We start from the raw sequence: 4480 nt of genomic DNA, 5'->3' as shown, positions 1-4480 counted from the left end.
GCAGCGGCAGGCCACCGCGCTGCCGCGGTAAACGCCCTGCGCCCGCCTCAGCCGGCCCCGCGCCGGGCACCGCGCCCGCCACCGCGGCCGGCGGCGGTGACTCCACGCCCTCCGCCGCCGCGGCCAGCAGCTCCGGGAGCAGCCTGCTCGTCCCCGAAGCCGCCGAGTACCGGACAAAACCCTCCAGCGCCCGCCACGGCTCGTCCTCCCGGGCCAGCGCCTCCAGCGCGCGATCCGTCAGCCGCTGCGTCTCCTCCTCCGCGATGTACTGGACCAGCGCCTCCTTGGTCGGAAACCGCCGGTAGACCGTTCCCACGCCGACCCGGGCGCGCCTGGCCACCTCCTCTATCGGTGCGTCGTAGCCCTGTTCCCCGAAGACGTCGCGCGCCGCGCTCAGCACATGCCGCAGATTGCGCCGGGCGTCGGTGCGCAGCGGCATCGGCTGCGCCTCCGTCCCCCGGCCCCTGCCACCGCTGCCCGTCGACGCCCAACCCTCGGGCCCCTGTATCCGCATATGTATTCCCCCGGTGATGTGTCTCCCCCCGGAGACTCCCCGCTGTTCCCCACGGATGAATGGAGCGGCTTCGCCACTCCGTCTGGGTTACGAACATAGTTCAGCCTGTTACCGGAGAGAAGGGCAAGAACTCGTCCAGGGCCCGATCGGCGCAACACGCGCTGCCGACCGGTGGACAAACCCCGCTCCCGCGGTGCGTCATGGACAGGTGAGCAAGGAACCGACACGCATCCTCGTGGCCGGCGGTGGCAGCGTCGGGCTGTACGCCGCGCTCCGTCTTCAGCAGAAACTCAGACGGGAACTCCTCCGCGGCACCGTCGAGGTCGTGCTGGTCAACCCCGAGCCCTACATGACCTACCAGCCGTTTCTCCCCGAAGCCGCGGCCGGGAACATCTCCCCGCGCCATGTGGTCGTTCCACTGCGCCGGGTGCTCGACCGCTGCCGCTTCGTCCCCGGAGAACTGCTCGGCGCCGACCCGGAAAAACGGACCGTCACCATCCGCACGCTCGCCGGTGAGGAGGAATCCGAGCCCCCGCGCGTCATGCGTTATGACGAACTGGTGCTGGGGGTCGGTTCCCTCACCCGCACCCTGCCCATTCCCGGCCTGGCCGAGCACGGCATCGGCTTCAAGACCGTGGAAGAGGCCATCGGCCTGCGCAACCACGTACTGGAACAACTCGACATCGCCTCCTCGACCCGCGATCCGCAGATCCGGGCCGCCGCCCTGACCTTTGTCTTCGTCGGCGGCGGGTACGCGGGCGTGGAGGCCCTCGCCGAGCTCCAGGACATGGCGGCCTACGCCTGCCGGTACTACTCGAACATCAGCCCGGACGAGCAGAAATGGATCCTGGTCGAAGCGGCCAACCGCATCCTCCCGGAAGTCGGCCTCACCATGGGCGAATACACCGTCCGCGAGCTGCGCAGCCGCAACATCGACGTCAAGCTCAACACCCGCCTCGAATCCTGCACCGACCGGGTCGTGGTGCTCAACGACGGCTCCCGGCATCCCACCCGCACCCTGGTGTGGACCACCGGCGTCAAGCCCAACCCGGTGCTGCGCGACTGCGGCGTGCCGCTGGACGACCGCGGCCGGGTGGAATGCACCCCGAAACTCCGGGTGGAGGGCGTACCGCACGTCTGGGCGGCCGGCGACTGCGCCGCCGTCCCGGACCTCACCGCCGACGACCCCGCACCGGACGGCAGGCGCCCCCGGTGCGCCCCGAACGCGCAACACGCACTCCGGCAGGGCAGGCAGATCGCCGACAACCTGGTTGCCCTGCTCCGTGGCCGCCCGCTGGCCGACTACGAACACCGCTACGCCGGCTCGGTCGCCTCCCTGGGGTTGCACAAGGGTGTCGCGCGGGTGTACGGGAGGAGATTCAAGGGCTTTCCCGCATGGTGGCTGCACCGCACATACCACCTGAGCCGGGTACCGACGATCAACCGCAAGACCCGCGTGCTCGCCGAGTGGACCCTCGCCGGGCTGTTCAAGCGGGAAATCGTTTCGCTCGGCTCGCTGGAACACCCACGTGCCGAGTTCGAGTCCGCGGCGGGCGCCGACCGGCCCCGGCCCGGCACCCCGGGCAAGGGCGACGGCACGCCATAGGGTGGGGCCGCGCGCACCTGCGCGCTGCCGCGTACGGCGGGCAGCACGGCGCCGGGCAACGCCTCGGCCCGCTCCCGGCCCCCGCTTTCCGCGCGTACCCCAGGCGCTCGGCGGGCACCCGTACAACCGAACGGATCGGATCGGAAAGCAGAACTCGTGAACTTGACGCGCTGGAGCCTCCGGCTGCCCGGAACTCAGCGGCGCAACGCCGCCACCCCGGCCGGTGGCGCCACAGGCGTACGGACGGGGGGCGCCGACCAGGAGCACCCGCCGCCCGACCAAGGACCCGACCAGGGCGGCCCGGACCCGGGCGAGGACCGCAGCCCCGGCCGCAGCCCCGGCCACAGCGCGCCGCAGGGCACGCAGCAGAGCGCGCCCCAGAGCCGGACCCAGCCCCGTGCCCAGGGCCAGGACCTGCGCGGCCGCAGCCGGGACCGCGGCGGCCGGGACACGGAACGCCAGGCCGGCGCCGCGGTCCGCGGCATCGATGCCCGGGCCGTGCACGAGCTCCTCGGCCAGGTCCCGGCACCCGTCGCCCTGGTCCACGGCCCGGACCACCGAGTGGCCTACGTCAACGAGGCCTACGCCGCCGTCTTCGGCGCCCGCACCCCCGGGACACCCGCCCGCCACGGTCTGTCCGAACTCGCCGAGCTGGGGCTGCTGCCCCTGATGGACCAGGTCCGGCGCAGCGGCACCCCCCGCTCCCTGAAGTCCCGCCGGGTGGCCGGCCGCAGCCGCGACAGCTTCTACACCTTCACCTGCACTCCCGTCCGCCTCGCCGGCCTGTCCGGCACCGCCGCGGCCACCGCGCCCGCCGCCTCCGCCACCGGGACGGAGACCTCCCTCGGCGTGCTGATCTTCGCCTCCGATGTCACCGACCAGGTCGTCTCCGCCGAACGCCTGCGGGAGAGCGAGAGCCGCCAGCGCGCCGCCGCCGTCACCCTCCAGCGCAGCCTGCTCCCGCAGAAGCAGGAACAGCCCGACGACCTGCGGGTGGCCGCCACCTACCGCCCCGGCGGGACCGACGCCGCCATCGGCGGCGACTGGTACGACGTGATTCCGCTCGGCGCCGGGCGCACCGCCCTGGTCATCGGGGACGTGATGGGCCGCGGCGTGCGCGCCGCCGCCGTCATGGGCCAGCTCCGCACGGCGGTCCGCGCCTACGCCCGGCTCGACCTGCCGCCGCACGAGGTGATCCAGCTGCTCGACGGCCTCGCCGCCGAGATCGACCCCAGCCAGATCGCGACCTGCCTCTACGCCGTGCACGACCCCAACGAGGACCACCTGGTCTTCGCCTCGGCCGGCCACCTGCCGATCTTCGTGCGCCGCCCGGACGGCACCGTCCACCGGGCCACCGAACCCACCGGCCCGCCGCTGGGCACCGGCGGCTGGACCCATACCTCCGGCATCACCCCCTTCCCGCCCGGCGCGCTGGCCGTGCTCTGCACCGACGGTCTGGTGGAGCGCCGCGACGCCGACATCGACGAAGGGCTGGCCGCCCTGGAGGAGGCCCTGACCGGTTCCCCCGGCACCGGCCACACCACGCCCCAGATCATCTGCGACCGCCTGCTGCGCTCCCTCGGCATCGGCGAGGGCCACGACGACGACGTCGCCATCCTGGTGATGGCCCGGCCCGAACGCGACACCGACGTGGCCGGACTGTTCCGCGGGGCGGCCCTCGACCTGCTCGGCGGCATCGAGGCCACCCCGCGCGCCCGCGCCTTCGCCGACGGCGTGCTCGCCAGCTGGCGTTTCCCCGACGAGCTCCGGGAGCTGGGCGTGCTGGCCACCAGCGAACTGGTCGCCAATTCCCTCCAGCACGGCAAGGCCCCCATGCGGCTGCGGCTGCGACGCACCGACCGCAGGCTGATCGTCGAGGTGACGGACGGCGACGAGAATCTGCCGCGGCGCCGTCACCCCGCCCCGGCCGACGAGGCCGGGCGGGGGATCTCCATCGTGGCCGCCATCGCCACCGACTGGGGGACCCGGCTGCTGCCGGACGGCGGCAAGTCCGTGTGGGCTGAATTCACCCTGCCCACGCAGCGCCGCACGGGAAGCTGACCCCGCGCCGGACGCCGCCACGAAGCCCCCGCCGGGGCCGGCTCCTGATCAAGTTGACGCTCCCAATCGGGACGCGTAATGTTCTCCGGGCGCTCAGACAGGGCAGCCCAACTCCCCGATTTTGATCGGCAGGAAAGGTGCCCTAGAGTAGCGGCAGACACCCGGAGGGATTCCCGAGAGGGTTACCGAAGGCAGTGTCCGTTCCTTGAGAACTCAACAGCGTGCCAAAAGTCAACGCCAGATATTTGGCAACCCCGTCGCCATGGGGCCGGATGTGTGTCCGGTTGTCCGTGGTGGAT

General features: G+C 72.6%; 3 protein-coding genes. 2 read left to right on the top strand and 1 reads right to left on the bottom strand.

Annotated features, from left to right (window positions below; genetic code table 11):
- Positions 1-439: TetR/AcrR family transcriptional regulator (locus tag GQS09_RS27090; protein ID WP_165990168.1), on the bottom strand; the 439-nt coding region annotated here is incomplete at its 3' end.
- Between the two features lie 283 nt (positions 440-722).
- Here GQS09_RS27090 and GQS09_RS27085 point away from each other — a divergent pair.
- Together GQS09_RS27085 and GQS09_RS27080 are read left to right on the top strand one after the other, a co-directional pair.
- Positions 723-2120 carry an NAD(P)/FAD-dependent oxidoreductase gene (locus GQS09_RS27085; RefSeq protein ID WP_165990167.1) on the top strand — a complete coding sequence of 466 codons (1398 nt, stop codon included), beginning with the start codon at positions 723-725 and terminating at the stop codon, positions 2118-2120.
- A 156-nt stretch (positions 2121-2276) separates the two neighbouring features.
- The gene (locus GQS09_RS27080; RefSeq protein ID WP_165990166.1) at positions 2277-4181 is read left to right on the top strand and encodes an ATP-binding SpoIIE family protein phosphatase; all 1905 of its coding nucleotides are present in this window, start codon (positions 2277-2279) and stop codon (positions 4179-4181) included.
- Positions 4182-4480 lie beyond the last annotated feature (299 nt).

The organism is Streptomyces sp. YIM 98790 (assembly GCF_011421595.1).
Lineage (GTDB): Bacteria > Actinomycetota > Actinomycetes > Streptomycetales > Streptomycetaceae > Streptomyces.
This window is presented reverse-complemented; position numbering and strand designations above follow the sequence as displayed.